Below are 13,063 nucleotides of genomic sequence, written 5' to 3'. Positions count from 1 at the left end.
AGCCCTACCTTGATATAAATAATTCTCGGCTTTTTAACGCCTTGTTTCCTAATAGAGGTTTTAATAAGTAACGACTCAAATGCTTTGCAGGAGAGCGTACTGTTGCTTTAGCAAAGTCATGCTCTGCCATTGCCAATAAAACGGCACCTGAAAACCCATACTGCGGTGTATCGGTGGGTTCAAAACCCAGTTCAGGCACATATTGATAGCTTAAATTCGCTGTTATCGGCTCACCATTGGCGTCCATATCAAATTCAACACCAAAACCCAAAGCACTGAGCAATTGAAATTCATAACTTCGTAAAATTGGCTCCACATCGGCGTTTTTTGATAACGACATTAAATGTGTTTGATACAACTCAAATACCTGCTCTAAAGGCTCGTTACGCGGCACAATGCGATAAGTCAGCTCATTTAAGTAGAAGCCACAATATAACTGCTTACCTTGCAGTGCTAAAGGATTTTGCGCCAATTCAAAGGAATTTAAATATTTTAAATCGTAACGGCCGTTGTATTGAGCCAAAATGGGGGTGAAGGGTCTGAGGTGAGCGTTATGTTTAAGTGATTGTTTGCCTTTAATGCGGGCGATCATGCTGATATGACCAACTCCTTCGACAAGCATATTCAACATCAGCTGAGAGTCGCTATGGGCTCTACGATGAAGTAAATACACCTGCCGAAAGTCGTTGTGCAATCAGTCTTCTCCGTAACCTAAGCTACGCAGCGCACGCTCGTCATCAGCCCAACCTGATTTCACTTTCACCCAAAGCTCTAAGAATACTTTGTTATCCAACATGTTTTCTAAATCTTTGCGTGCTTCACGACCAATCACTTTGAGCTTTTCGCCTTTGTTGCCGATCACCATACGCTTTTGAGATTCGCGTTCAACTAAGATCAATGCATTTATCTGCCAAACCCCATTGTCTTGCCATTTAAACTGTTCAATTTCTACAGTCACTGAATATGGTAACTCGTCGCCCATAAAACGCATGAGCTTCTCACGCACGATTTCTGCGGCCAAAAAGCGCATTGAGCGGTCTGTAACATAGTCTTCAGGGAAGTAGAATTCACACTCAGGTAAACGAGCGCGCACTTCTTTTTTCACAAGCTCAATGTTTTTGTTCTGCTTGGCCGACACAGGCACGATGCCCACAAAGTCACCTTGCTCAGAAAGCCATTGCATGTGCTTTAGCACATCCTCTTGCTCTTTCACTTGGTCCACTTTGTTCATCACCACCAGTACAGGGCGACCACTTTGCTTAACCTTATTAAGCACCATGTCGTCATCACTGTTCCAAAGCGTCCCTTCAAGCACAAAAATGATCAGTTCAACATCACCGATAGAACTCGAAGCGGCACGGTTCATTAAACGGTTAATGGCGCGCTTTTCTTCAATGTGCAGTCCGGGAGTATCTACATAAACAGCTTGGTAGTTGTCTTCTGTATGAATACCCATAATACGGTGACGGGTAGTTTGCGGTTTGCGTGAGGTGATACTCACCTTTTGCTCTACAATTTTGTTTAGTAACGTTGATTTTCCTACATTAGGGCGACCAACGATGGCAACCATGCCACAGTGTGTGTTAGGCGTCATTTTTTAAAATCTTCAATGCTTTTTCGGCAGCTTTTTGCTCAGCTTTACGACGAGAGCTACCTACAGAAATTATGCTCTCCATACCTTCCACAATACATTCAACCGTGAATGTTTGGTTGTGTGCCTGACCTTTAGTATCAATAACCGTATAACCTGGTAATGGCAACTTACGCGCTTGCAAGTACTCTTGTAACAGCGTTTTTGGATCTTTTTGGTTATGGCCGGGAGAAATAGCTTCTAATCGAGTCGTATACCAAGTAAGGATCAACTCACTACACGTATCAATATCAGAGTCTAAAAATACTGCGCCAATAATGGCTTCAACGGCATCAGCTAATGTTGACTCGCGACGAAAACCACCGCTTTTCAATTCACCAGGGCCCAAGCGAAGATAATCACCTAAACCAAACTCAACACCAAATTCAGCCAGAGTTTGACCTCGAACCAAGGTTGAGCGCATGCGGCTTAAGTCACCTTCACGCGCTTTTGGAAATTTATGATACAAAGCATTGGCAATCACGAAGCTTAGGATTGAATCTCCTAAAAACTCCAATCGCTCATTGTGCTGGCCCTTATGACTACGGTGTGTCATAGCCTGCTCTAACAATGCCTCGTTATTAAATTGATATCCTATCTTACTGTATAATTCTGCTACGTTTCTTTTCATTGTTACTGAATATTACCTAGGCGTCCAAAACGAACACCAGTTGGAACCCAACCTGGAAGCAGGCTATCTGGGCCATTTTCAAAATCAAAACTCATCCATATGAAGACAGCTTTACCGACCAAGTTTTCCTTAGGAACGAATCCCCACATGCGGCTGTCTTGGCTATTATTGCGGTTATCACCCATTGCAAAATAGCTTCCTTCTGGAACGACCCACTCATCACGACGTGTACCTTCTTGCTGGAAGTAGCGTTCAACCATTTCAATCGCTTGCGGGTTAATTAAAATGTCATGTTGTACATCAGGTAGATCTTCCGTTAAGCGCACCAATGGCATAGAGCCTTGCGTAAACTCATCCTGATTCACAATATCAAGCTTTATCTTATTATACTCGCCACACACCAAATTGCCTTGTTGTTGCTCACCCTCAGCACAATTAGGTTTGATGAACAACTGGCGGTTACGATAAACAATATGATCGCCTGGTAAACCAATCACACGCTTAATAAAATCAATTCTCTCATCTAGCGGAAACTTGAAAACCATGACATCGCCACGCTGTGGCGTGCCAACTTCAACAAGCTGTGTGCGCCAAACTGGGTCTTTGATGCCATAAGCATATTTCTGAACCAAGATGAAATCACCATCTAGCAACGTTGGCATCATTGAACCTGAAGGAATTTGAAACGGTTCAAATATAAACGAACGAAAGATGGTGATCGCTGCAATCATAGGAAAGATTGACTTAGCGCCTTCAATAATCGCAGGTTCAGGGGCTATTTGCGCAATAACATCTTCGTCTAAAGGCTGCTCTGAAGAACCTTGAGCCAATGCGATGCGCTCTTTACGCTTTGGTGCATAAACCAAGTGATCAATCAACCACAATAATCCTGATCCCAGTGTTAATAACACCAATAGTATTGAGAAATAGCCTGCCATGAATTAATTCCTGTTATTTTCCAACTTTAAGTATGGCTAAGAACGCATCTTGAGGTACTTCAACATTACCTAACTGTTTCATGCGTTTTTTACCTTCTTTTTGTTTTTGAAGTAGCTTTTTCTTACGGCTTACGTCACCACCGTAACACTTTGCTATTACGTTTTTACGTAATTGCTTTACTGTGGTACGCGCAATAACATGTCCGCCAATCGCGGCTTGAATTGCAATGTCGAACATCTGACGTGGAATAAGTTCTTTCAATGCATCTGCTAGTTGACGTCCGCGGCTTTGCGCACCATCACGGTGTGCAATAATCGCCAAGGCGTCAACACGGTCACCATTGATAAGAATATCAACCCTAACCATATCAGAAGCTTGGAAGTACTTAAAGTTATAATCGAGTGACGCGAAACCACGGCTGGTTGATTTCAGTTTGTCAAAGAAATCCATCACCACTTCTGCCATTGGCAGCTCATACGTTACCGCTACTTGCTTACCGTGATACGCCATCTTCGTTTGTACGCCGCGCTTCTCGATACACAGCGTAATAACGTTACCCAAGTACTCTTGAGGTACCAAGATATTGGCTTCAACAATCGGCTCTCGAATCTCTAGAATATCATTCACCGGTGGCAAGTCTGACGGATTGTCGATCTGGATAGTTCCGTGCTTCGTTTCTATCTCATAAATTACCGTCGGTGCCGTGGTGATCAAATCCATATCGTATTCACGCTCTAAGCGCTCTTGGATGATCTCCATGTGCAACATGCCTAAGAAGCCAACACGGAAACCAAAGCCTAACGCCGTCGAGTTTTCTGGCTCGAAGAACAATGAGGCATCATTTAGACTTAGCTTGTTCAGTGCATCACGGAACGATTCATAATCATCCGATGCGATTGGGAACATACCCGCATATACCTGAGGTTTAATGCGCTGAAAGCCTGGTAAACGCTGCGGTGCAGCATTTTTTGTTAATGTGATTGTGTCACCCACTGGTGCACCATGAATATCCTTGATACCCGCGATCACATACCCTACTTCACCCGTTCTCAATATTCCTGTGTCTTTTTGTTTTGGCGTGAAAATACCCACTTTATCAGCGATATGCGTTTGATCGGTAGACATGATTTTGATCTTGTCACCTTGGCGAAGCTCACCATGTTTGATGCGAACCAAAGACACAACACCTTGGTAAGAGTCAAACCACGAATCGATGATCAATGCTTGCAATGGCGCGTCTGGGTTGCCTTCTGGTGGCGGAACATCACGCACGATGTTCTCTAGCACGTCTTCAATACCAATACCGGTTTTCGCACTACATTGCACCGCATCAAGCGCATCGATACCGACGATGTCTTCAATTTCTTCTGCAACACGAAGTGGATCGGCTTGAGGTAAGTCAATTTTGTTCAAAATTGGAATGACTTCCAAATCCATTTCGATCGCGGTGTAACAGTTAGCCAGTGTTTGTGCTTCTACGCCTTGACCGGCATCAACAACGAGCAACGCACCTTCACAGGCTGCAAGCGAGCGAGAAACTTCATAAGTAAAATCTACGTGTCCCGGGGTGTCGATGAAGTTCAACATATATGTCTCACCATCTTTCGCTGTGTAGTTCAGCGTTACACTTTGTGCTTTGATGGTAATGCCGCGCTCACGTTCGATGTCCATAGAATCCAGAACCTGCTGCTGCATTTCTCGGTCTGTAAGGCCACCGCAAACTTGAATTAGGCGGTCAGAAAGTGTTGATTTGCCATGGTCAATGTGGGCGATGATAGAAAAGTTACGGATATGCTTCATATACTGGATTCTAAACTTCTATAAGTCACTAAATGGATTAAAGCGCCGATTTTACCTTTTATTTATCGCAATCACCATCTATTTGCGTCACGCTCATGCTAATTGGGTAAATTTTTATCACTTTTACATCGTGTCTTAGTCCTTGCACACGCCATTTTGCACTTAAGTAACCGAGAAAACCGCCCAGCGCGGCACTCAGTATTTGCAGTGGTTCACTCAACTCTAGCGCTAATGCACTGACAAACATAAATAAAAATGCGCCTAGTAGCGGTAACATGTAGACATGAAAGGCATTACTCACCACTTTTGAGTCATCTAGGCTCAGTTTGACTTTTTGCCCCACTTGTAGAGGGTGTTCAACTTTGATAGGAAAGGTTTTTTTATGAGTACCAAATAATTTGGCGAAAATTTGTGAGCCGCATTTACCATTGCAACCTTCACAGGCTTTTTTTTGCTCAGATTGCAGATATGCCGTAGTGCCTGAGCAAGACACTACGGTTAGGGTTTGTTCTATCATAACGGTCGTTTAACTGACTCAGCAATACTCTTTGCGGTCATCGCTGGAATATTACCAACCACAGAAACATCATACGCTCCTGAGTTATGTACATATACCGTTGTCGCCCCAGAAGATAGTGCACCATTTGGACGTTGCCCAGGTAGAGGACGTTGCACAAATACGGAAATATCCACTAGACCATCTGAAAACAAGTAGTAATCGGCCAGTTCATTATTTAAATCTAACTTATGTCTGTCCGATTTTAACAGCTTAAAGCCTTCTGGCAACCAACCGATTTGCCAATTGTTTTGCAACTTTTCATTACTGTTCAATTCGATTGTTGGCAATGGTGACGGGAATTCACGCTCTATTAGTTCAAGCAATTGTTCAGCAGGCTCTGGTGTAACGCTAATGTGAGTTAACTGCAGTTGCTCTAATAACTCACCTTGCTGGTTCACGTAAGCTGCTTTTAACAACAAAGATGATTGCGTATCAATCCATAACCAATAGTTATACTTAGAATCATCTTTGGCTTCGACGCGTACTAGCTGAGCTGGTCGCCCCGCTATACGGCCTTTACCACCCAAAACAAAGTCATAGTGCGCCAATAGTGCACTCACATCTTTGAATAATATTTCTGGTATGGGCCCCGCAATTGAGTCTGTTTTTACTGAGTAAGGTGCTGACTGCGGCTCGTAGTATGTAACCAAATCATCAACACGGACAATTTCTAAGCCCGCGCCATTGAGCAAACTCAGTAACTCAAGCTCTTTGTCGCCGTGTTTGGCATGTACCCAGCGATAGGGCTCCATACCCTTTCCCTTCAATACCACAAAGGAAGCATCAAAGTTACGAGTATGAACGGCCGACGCCATGTTTTGTAATAATTGCTTTGCGGAAACAACCTCTTGGGCATGGACGATCGATGCCAAAAATAAACCTAAAATACAGGCAAGTAATCTCATTTAACTACTTCTTTTCCTCTGATTGTTCAGACACTTCTTTATTTTGCTGTTGCAACGCGTAGGCTACGCGAGACTGTCTTTGATGCTCCAATACCAAAGCACCAATGCGCTGTTGCTGCAAGTCACGAATGCCTTGTTCAGCATTTTGCAGAGCTGGCTGTTCTGTTGAGAAGCTCACAGGTGCAACACCACCAGCTAATGGGCGAGATTGCAATACGGGTAATTCATCCCCAGCAGGCGCACTGTTTTGTGGCATCGTGTTAACACCAACCACCGCAACCAATGCCACACTCGCGGCGATTGCAATTTGTGAAAACGGTTTACGCCAATTGCTGAGTTTTACAACTTTACTGCTACCTACGGTTTCTACCGTTGCTTGTGCGTCGCTTTCTACACTGTGGCACGGTTCGTGTTCTAGCGCAGCCGCAACACTCGCGGTAATATCGATACTAAAACCACCTGAATGCCCTTCTCGCATCACATCACCAATTTGGGCATAGCGCGCAAACTTTTCTGCGTCAAAATGACTCAGTGATGATTGTTCAAGCTTCAAGTCTCCATCAATAATTCTAGATGTTACTTCATTTGAAGACTGTATGGGGTTCACTTTTGTCATGTTACGACTCACCTATAAGTGGGTTTAAGTTATTATCTATTGCTTCGCGCGCTCTAAAAATACGAGAACGAACGGTACCAACAGGGCAATCCATCACCACTGCTATCTCGTCATAGCTCATCCCCTCAATTTCTCTTAAGGTGATCGCTGTTTTTAAGTCATCAGGTAAACCATCAATCGTTGAAAATATAACGGCCTTTACCTCATCACTTAGCAATAAATTCTCCGGAGATGCATTCGAGCGTAACTGCTCCGCGCCATCATAAAACTCGGCTTCTTCCGCATCTACATCATTGGCTGGGGGTTTGCGCCCTTGAGCCACCAAATAATTCTTTGAGCAGTTAACCGCAATACGATACAACCAAGTGTAAAACGCACTCTCGCCTCGAAAGTTAGGGAGCGCTCTATACGCCTTGATGAACGCCTCTTGGGCAACATCTGCTACATCGCCTTGATTTGACACATAACGTGAAATCAACGCCGCTACTTTATTTTGATACTTGGCAACTAAAAGGTTGAAGGCGTTTTTATCTCCTTGCTGCACCCGCTTAACCAGTTCTAAATCCAAATCCTGCTCGCTCATTCGAGCCGGTACTCCTCTTTGTTATAGTTATAACTCAATGCTTCGTTGCCATTATTTACAGCTACTCTGACTGAGCCAAGAATAAAAAGTTCTGTTTTTTTGATATTTTTTTTAAAATAACGAAAAAAGTAACGTTTTACACACAGATCACATTGCGTTGAATGCTCGTATAAAGCGCACCAAGTAAATCCAATTTGGGTGTATAATAGCAAACAATGTTACACCTAGCTGTATGTAGCGCATATAAAAGCGAAGATCCAAATACATGAATTCATTAAAACACCATAGCACAGATGTTGTTGTCATCGGCAGCGGCGCCGCTGGCTTAAGCTTAGCTTTATCATTAGCCAATCATTGTCACGTTACTGTGATAAGTAAAGGCGCGTTGAGAGAAGGCTCCACTTTATACGCGCAAGGTGGCATTGCAGCCGTTTTTGATAAAAAGAACGATAGCATTGAATCTCATGTTGAGGATACATTAGCTGCTGGTGCTGGCTTATGCGATAGAGAAGCCGTGCACTACACAGCAAGCAATGCTAAAAACTGCCTTAAATGGCTCATTGAGCAGGGCGTGCCTTTTGATATGGAGTTCGACAGTAAGGGGAAGGAGCGTTTTCATTTGACCCGTGAAGGTGGCCATAGTCACAGACGAATCTTACACGCTGCGGATGCCACTGGTAAAGCAGTACAAACAACCTTGGTGAATCAAACACAAGCGCATAAAAATATCACGTTGCTTGAACAGCACAATGCCATTGACCTTATCGCCGATAAAAGTTCCGATCAAAAGCGCATTAATGGCGTTTACGTCTACAACCGTGACAAGAATCAAGTAGAAACCATCTCAGCCAAGTTTGTAGCATTAGCAACCGGTGGAGCCAGTAAGGTTTATCTATACACCTCCAACCCTGATGTATCGAGCGGCGATGGCATTGCAATGGCATGGCGTGCGGGCTGTCGAGTTGCCAATATGGAGTTTAACCAATTCCACCCAACCAGCTTATACCACCCTGAGCTGCAAAACTTTTTGATCACCGAGGCGATGCGTGGCGAAGGTGCTCATTTGAAGCGTCCAGATGGCACGCGTTTTATGCCCGACTTTGATAAACGTGAAGAACTTGCACCACGAGACATCGTTGCGCGTGCAATCGACTATGAAATGAAGCGTTTAGGTGCAAACTGCGTCTATCTCGATATTTCACATAAAGATAAAGACTTTATCATTGAGCACTTCCCTACTATTTACGCCAAATGTTTGAGTGTTGGTTTAGACATAACCAAAGAAGCCATCCCGGTTGTACCAGCTGCACACTATACCTGTGGTGGTGTTATGACTGACTTTAACGGCAAAACCGACATAGATAACCTCTATGCAGTGGGTGAAGTAGCTTATACAGGCCTGCATGGCGCAAATCGTATGGCCAGCAACTCGTTACTAGAGTGTATTGTCTTTGCGCATGCTGCCGCTAAAGATATTTTGTCAAAAATTAAAGACAGCCCAACACCACCACAATTACCTGAATGGGATGAAAGCCAAGTCAACGACTCTGATGAGGAAGTGGTGATCACCCACAACTGGCATGAGCTCCGCCTATTTATGTGGGACTATGTTGGCATCGTACGTTCAACGAAACGCTTGGAACGTGCACTTCGTCGCGTAGAATTGTTACAGCAAGAAATCCAAGAATATTACGCGCACTTTAGAGTGAGCAATAACTTGTTAGAACTACGTAATTTGGTTCAAGTAGCTGAACTGATTATTCGTAGCGCGCTGGCAAGAAAAGAAAGTCGTGGCCTACATTACACAATTGATTACCCTGAGCAAACGAGCGAGCCAAAACCAACCATACTGCAGCCTTAATCGTTTGCAGCCAAAGCAACTCGGCACAAGCGCGACCACGCCTGTGCCGTTAATGCTGATTGCATAAACATCAGCTTTTTCTTTTCACCTTCATGTGTGCAGATCTCAATACACAAAGTATCCAAAAAGCGATGCGCATTTATGATTTTGCCGTAAAATGCTGTCTGTGCATGTACTTCCAAATAGTGATCTTGATGGCTTAGCAATATATCGCCCGCGAGCGGACAAACTTTTTGACACTGCCTCAAGAGAAATAGATATGCAGCAACGCAGAGGCAACAATTAAGTACAATTGACTCGATGGTAGGAAAAAGAGCGGCTAATACAAATGCCAAGCAAGCAAACAAGACCACAAAGGGTTTGCGGTCTTGTTTATTGTTTTCGAAAGTTAATTTATACGCGAACTCGGTCAAGGATCAATTTCACCATCGCGTTTAGTTCTGCATCTGGACAGGTCTCATGGCCCATAAACCACGCAAATAAATCTGGGTCTTCAACCGCTAATAAACGTTGAAATACAAATTTATCTTCCTCACTCAACGCATCATAAGCTTCATCAACAAACGGCCCTAATAAAACATCTAATTCCAACATACCACGGCGACATGCCCATTTAGTGCGCGATTTAGAATACAGCTCAGCCATTATAATTACCCTTATCACTGATTATTTTAGATTTTACGACGCAATTATATCTCAGTTTATATACAGACTCACGATCCTTCCTGCAAAACTCGCAAATCTCGTGCGTACATTACTTTTGTGTCATTTGGGCGTTTAAGCATTTGCCAATTTGCGATACCATATCAGCACTATTCTTATGCAAGGATTAAGTTATATGCCACTCGCAAGCGCTGTTATGCTGCCCTACCAACTTATTGCCGTTTCAGGTGTTGAACAGCTCAGTTATTTACATGGTCAGTTAACGCAAGACATGAATTTGATTAACGAGCAAACCTTTATGTGGAGCGGCCATTGCAGCCCCAAAGGCAAGCTTTGGGGAATCTTTCGTGTATTTAAGCACCAACAGCAGTTTTTACTTATGGGTTCTGCTGCTGAGGTACTTGCATCAACCAGAGAGCTTAAAAAGTATGGCGTGTTTGCAAAGGTAGACATAGCGCATATTGAAGCGCCAAAACTAGTTGGCATCCAAAGTACACAATTGAACAATGTGTGTGATTTGCTAGGCTTACAATTTACAGATAGCAATGCTTGTGACTTTGGTAACAACAAAGCATTGAAGCTGGATGACAAAAGGCTAGTTTTGTATATCACTGACGATTTTGAATTACCAAGTGAGATTGAGTGCATAGACGACCCTAGCACTTTTATTGAAGCGAGCATCAAAGCTGGTGAACCTCAGCTCAGTGAACAAACCATCGAAGAGTTTGTACCGCAAATGGTTAACTTGCAAGCACTCAATGGGATCAGCTTCAAAAAAGGCTGCTATACGGGGCAAGAAACCGTTGCACGCATGCGCTATCTAGGTAAAAACAAGCGTGCAATGTACATCGTGCAAGGCCAGAGCGAACAAGCCCTTGATGAATCTGAGCTTGAAATACAGCTAGGAGAAAACTGGCGTCGTGCAGGCAAAATAGTGCAGCAAGTCTTTAACAGCGAGAGCAAAACATATAGCGCACTGGCCGTATTACCAAACGATACTGAGCAAGACTCAATGCTACGTGCCAAACATTCGCCTGAGGTAACTTTGTCAATTTTGCCTCTACCTTATTCTCTAGACGACCAATAAACGGGAAATATTATGAAAGTAGCACCAAATAAAGTGGTAACCATGCATTATTCTGTTTTAGATAATGACAAAAACACCATTGATAACTCATTTGATGGTGAACCACTGGTGTTTATCGTAGGCACGGGTTATTTGATCCAAGGCCTTGAAGACGCTTTGCTTGATAAGCAAGCGGGTGACAAATTAAGCGTAACGGTTGAGCCTGAACAAGGCTATGGCGAGCGCCACGATGAGTTAATGCAAGCAGTACCTAAGTCAATGTTTGAAGGTATGGAAATTGAAGTGGGCATGCAATTTCGTGCAACCACAGATGATGGCGACCAAATGGTCATGATCATCGATATTCAAGACGAAGATGTCATCGTTGATGGTAATCACCCACTATCAGGTATTACCTTAAACTTTGATGTGGAAATTTTGGAAGTGCGTGATGCAACAGAAGAAGAGTTAGCGCACGGCCACGTGCATGGCGAAGGTGGTTGTGGTCACCACCACTAATCTCCTGTAAAAACAAGCGCCTATTCGGCGCTTGTTACTTTTTCGTCTAGTGCTTTAAGTAGATTACTTTGATCGTTCGTACCTAATCGGTACTTGGTGCCGTCTGGTAAGCTGACTTCTATCGCTGAAAAGCCCGCAGCCGCATAAACCCAACCATCATGGGTAATACGTATACCCACACCATGACGCAGTGAATTAGTCACCCCTTTCACTTCAACAATGTCATCAAAGTTTAGCGTTTTCTTTGCCACACCTGGCCCAAACCACCAACTTAGTTCGCGCTTATTGGCGTCAACTTTAATGGTCAGCCCATAAAATGCCACAACCAACAAAGCAATCACACCAGAGAAAAACACAACCACGACGTTATACCCAAGTAGCACGGTTGCTAAAATTAAAAAGCTCGCAACCCATGCGAGTATTCCCATGATCACCCATGAAAACTGTGTATGCTGATACATGTTTATCCTCATTAAAAACTGTAGACTAGTGTCGCACCAAGCTCTGTATCGACTTTTTGCTTATTATCTTCCGGCTGAGAGTTATACCGATAGGTATATGAAACTTTTAAAGATATTCCACCACGCACTTGACTCACAATTGCGGTTTCACTGATCATCCTATCATTCAAGCCGGACAACGAAACTTCCATACTCATGTCTTGATTGAAGCGGGTTCTCGTGGAAATAGTACGTTCCCACTGTAGTGCAAGACGCAATAAGTGACCTCGTTTTAGCCTAGACTCCCCTTCAGTGACTTCTATTTCGCTGTCAATCCGTGATAAATACAAACCCGGACCAATGTCAAAATCGACCGTGTTTTTCTTACCCTCGAATAAACGATTACCATAACCTATCGCCACAGTTGTCGTGTATTCATTACCACTAAATTTATCATTGGTATAGTCGCCATACATAAAGAACGACTCATTATCTTGACCAACTTTATAGTTACTCTGACCAGAAATATAATAGCGAGAAGCAGATACTTCATTTTTACCCGAGTCACTATTTTCATCTTCACGGTACAGGGCGTCAATTTTGAATTGATTACGCCACTGTGTAAAATCTTGATAAATATTGCTTTTCAGCTTGAAAGCAGTGTTGTCTGAATTACCTTTGTTGGCAATCAAACCAAACTCGACATCACCGTAAATCAATTCCCCTTGATGGAGCTTATGGATCTCATCATCTGGCAACTCGCCATAATCATGAAAATCTTCAAATGGGTCTTTTGCATGGCTTGCTAAAGAGACAAACAACAATGCATAAAAAAAGTGTCTATACTGCAC

General features: G+C 43.4%; 16 protein-coding genes. 3 read left to right on the top strand and 13 right to left on the bottom strand.

The window, feature by feature from the left end:
• Positions 1–4: 4 nt before the first annotated feature.
• From recO to rpoE, 9 genes are read right to left on the bottom strand one after another with little or no spacing between them, the layout of a single operon-like run.
• Complete coding sequence (gene recO / locus AC5FX4_RS08475) at positions 5–694, bottom strand: DNA repair protein RecO (protein ID WP_493606000.1); 690 nt, start codon at positions 692–694, stop codon at positions 5–7.
• Positions 695–1,594, bottom strand: a complete 900-nt coding sequence (era, locus tag AC5FX4_RS08470) for a GTPase Era (protein WP_493605999.1) — start codon at positions 1,592–1,594, stop codon at positions 695–697.
• Entirely contained in the window at positions 1,584–2,261 is a 678-nt protein-coding gene (rnc, locus tag AC5FX4_RS08465; RefSeq protein ID WP_493605998.1) for a ribonuclease III, read from the bottom strand. The genes era and rnc overlap by 11 nt, the downstream gene beginning before the upstream one ends.
• A 2-nt stretch (positions 2,262–2,263) precedes the next feature.
• On the bottom strand, positions 2,264–3,199 hold the full coding sequence (lepB, locus tag AC5FX4_RS08460) for a signal peptidase I (RefSeq protein ID WP_493605997.1): 936 nt from the start codon (positions 3,197–3,199) through the stop codon (positions 2,264–2,266).
• 13 nt (positions 3,200–3,212) lie between these two features.
• Entirely contained in the window at positions 3,213–5,000 is a 1,788-nt protein-coding gene (lepA, locus tag AC5FX4_RS08455) for a translation elongation factor 4 (protein ID WP_493605996.1), read from the bottom strand.
• 58 nt (positions 5,001–5,058) lie between these two features.
• A complete protein-coding gene (locus AC5FX4_RS08450) occupies positions 5,059–5,517 on the bottom strand; it encodes a SoxR reducing system RseC family protein (protein WP_493605995.1) in 459 nt (152 codons plus the stop codon).
• Entirely contained in the window at positions 5,514–6,464 is a 951-nt protein-coding gene (locus AC5FX4_RS08445; protein ID WP_493605994.1) for a MucB/RseB C-terminal domain-containing protein, read from the bottom strand. The genes AC5FX4_RS08450 and AC5FX4_RS08445 overlap by 4 nt, the downstream gene beginning before the upstream one ends.
• Before the next feature lie 4 nt (positions 6,465–6,468).
• Positions 6,469–7,080 (bottom strand): sigma-E factor negative regulatory protein, encoded by a 612-nt coding sequence (locus AC5FX4_RS08440; protein WP_493605993.1) that lies wholly within the window; start codon positions 7,078–7,080, stop codon positions 6,469–6,471.
• Position 7,081: 1 nt separating this feature from the next.
• Positions 7,082–7,663: an RNA polymerase sigma factor RpoE gene (rpoE, locus tag AC5FX4_RS08435; protein ID WP_493605992.1), complete on the bottom strand. Its 582-nt coding sequence runs from the start codon at positions 7,661–7,663 to the stop codon at positions 7,082–7,084.
• 265 nt (positions 7,664–7,928) lie between these two features.
• Here rpoE and nadB point away from each other — a divergent pair, with 265 nt between their 5' ends.
• Entirely contained in the window at positions 7,929–9,524 is a 1,596-nt protein-coding gene (nadB, locus tag AC5FX4_RS08430) for an L-aspartate oxidase (protein ID WP_493605991.1), read from the top strand.
• On the opposite strand, the gene AC5FX4_RS08425 is transcribed toward nadB, so the two are convergent.
• Both AC5FX4_RS08425 and AC5FX4_RS08420 read right to left on the bottom strand, forming a co-directional pair.
• Complete coding sequence (locus AC5FX4_RS08425) at positions 9,521–9,730, bottom strand: hypothetical protein (protein WP_493605990.1); 210 nt, start codon at positions 9,728–9,730, stop codon at positions 9,521–9,523. The two genes, nadB and AC5FX4_RS08425, sit on opposite strands and share 4 nt — an antisense overlap.
• A gap of 187 nt (positions 9,731–9,917) precedes the next feature.
• Positions 9,918–10,169 carry an FAD assembly factor SdhE gene (locus tag AC5FX4_RS08420; RefSeq protein WP_476293981.1) on the bottom strand — a complete coding sequence of 84 codons (252 nt, stop codon included), beginning with the start codon at positions 10,167–10,169 and terminating at the stop codon, positions 9,918–9,920.
• 193 nt (positions 10,170–10,362) lie between these two features.
• Here AC5FX4_RS08420 and ygfZ point away from each other — a divergent pair, with 193 nt between their 5' ends.
• Both ygfZ and AC5FX4_RS08410 read left to right on the top strand, forming a co-directional pair.
• Entirely contained in the window at positions 10,363–11,274 is a 912-nt protein-coding gene (gene ygfZ / locus AC5FX4_RS08415; protein WP_493605989.1) for a CAF17-like 4Fe-4S cluster assembly/insertion protein YgfZ, read from the top strand.
• Between the two features lie 12 nt (positions 11,275–11,286).
• Positions 11,287–11,772 (top strand): FKBP-type peptidyl-prolyl cis-trans isomerase, encoded by a 486-nt coding sequence (locus AC5FX4_RS08410; protein ID WP_493605988.1) that lies wholly within the window; start codon positions 11,287–11,289, stop codon positions 11,770–11,772.
• Positions 11,773–11,792: 20 nt separating this feature from the next.
• Here the strand turns inward: AC5FX4_RS08410 and AC5FX4_RS08405 are convergent, their stop codons facing one another.
• Both AC5FX4_RS08405 and AC5FX4_RS08400 read right to left on the bottom strand, forming a co-directional pair.
• Positions 11,793–12,233 (bottom strand): hypothetical protein, encoded by a 441-nt coding sequence (locus AC5FX4_RS08405; RefSeq protein ID WP_493605987.1) that lies wholly within the window; start codon positions 12,231–12,233, stop codon positions 11,793–11,795.
• Between the two features lie 11 nt (positions 12,234–12,244).
• Entirely contained in the window at positions 12,245–13,063 is an 819-nt protein-coding gene (locus tag AC5FX4_RS08400; protein WP_493605986.1) for a DUF481 domain-containing protein, read from the bottom strand.

It is taken from the genome of Pseudoalteromonas sp. ATL1, from assembly GCF_058933015.1.
The sequence above is the reverse complement of the archived record's forward strand: the minus strand, read 5'-3'. Positions and strand labels throughout refer to the sequence as shown.

Bases quoted from the DNA above. Each gene is read 5' to 3' on its own strand.
- AC5FX4_RS08445 (WP_493605994.1), bottom strand. From the start codon at position 6,464: ATGAGATTACTTGCCTGTATTTTAGGTTTATTTTTGGCATCGATCGTC.
- AC5FX4_RS08410 (WP_493605988.1), top strand. From the start codon at position 11,287: ATGAAAGTAGCACCAAATAAAGTGGTAACCATGCATTATTCTGTTTTA.
- rnc (WP_493605998.1), bottom strand. From the start codon at position 2,261: ATGAAAAGAAACGTAGCAGAATTATACAGTAAGATAGGATATCAATTT.
- AC5FX4_RS08405 (WP_493605987.1), bottom strand. From the start codon at position 12,233: ATGTATCAGCATACACAGTTTTCATGGGTGATCATGGGAATACTCGCA.
- AC5FX4_RS08420 (WP_476293981.1), bottom strand. From the start codon at position 10,169: ATGGCTGAGCTGTATTCTAAATCGCGCACTAAATGGGCATGTCGCCGT.
- rpoE (WP_493605992.1), bottom strand. From the start codon at position 7,663: ATGAGCGAGCAGGATTTGGATTTAGAACTGGTTAAGCGGGTGCAGCAA.
- era (WP_493605999.1), bottom strand. From the start codon at position 1,594: ATGACGCCTAACACACACTGTGGCATGGTTGCCATCGTTGGTCGCCCT.
- lepA (WP_493605996.1), bottom strand. From the start codon at position 5,000: ATGAAGCATATCCGTAACTTTTCTATCATCGCCCACATTGACCATGGC.
- AC5FX4_RS08440 (WP_493605993.1), bottom strand. From the start codon at position 7,080: ATGACAAAAGTGAACCCCATACAGTCTTCAAATGAAGTAACATCTAGA.
- ygfZ (WP_493605989.1), top strand. From the start codon at position 10,363: ATGCCACTCGCAAGCGCTGTTATGCTGCCCTACCAACTTATTGCCGTT.
- lepB (WP_493605997.1), bottom strand. From the start codon at position 3,199: ATGGCAGGCTATTTCTCAATACTATTGGTGTTATTAACACTGGGATCA.
- nadB (WP_493605991.1), top strand. From the start codon at position 7,929: ATGAATTCATTAAAACACCATAGCACAGATGTTGTTGTCATCGGCAGC.
- AC5FX4_RS08450 (WP_493605995.1), bottom strand. From the start codon at position 5,517: ATGATAGAACAAACCCTAACCGTAGTGTCTTGCTCAGGCACTACGGCA.